Origin of the sequence: Staphylococcus sp. GDX8P80P, assembly GCF_017893095.1 — a bacterium.
Lineage (GTDB): Bacteria > Bacillota > Bacilli > Staphylococcales > Staphylococcaceae > Staphylococcus > Staphylococcus borealis.
Map to the genome: position 1 here is coordinate 1 of NZ_JAESMI010000250.1, position 217 is coordinate 217.

General features: G+C 38.7%; 1 pseudogene. It reads right to left on the reverse strand.

The features are described from left to right. Positions 1–193: pseudogene (locus KA858_RS12660) on the reverse strand (accessory gene regulator B family protein); the annotation flags it as partial. Positions 194–217: the final 24 nt, after the last annotated feature.

Genomic DNA, 217 nt, shown 5'->3' on the forward strand with positions numbered 1-217 from the left:
GTCCTTTTTTCCATTTGCCTAATATTGGGTGTTTCTTTGTTTGCATTGGTGCGTACTTTATAATGATAAGATATCCGACTAACGCTATGGCTAAGAATGGCCAATAGGGTATGTTGGCATTTATGATTATAAGTGGTGCAACGACAAACATGATTAGGCTTTGTATCGTACATAGAAATGTGGACTTAGCATGCGCGCCAAACGCTTATTACCGATT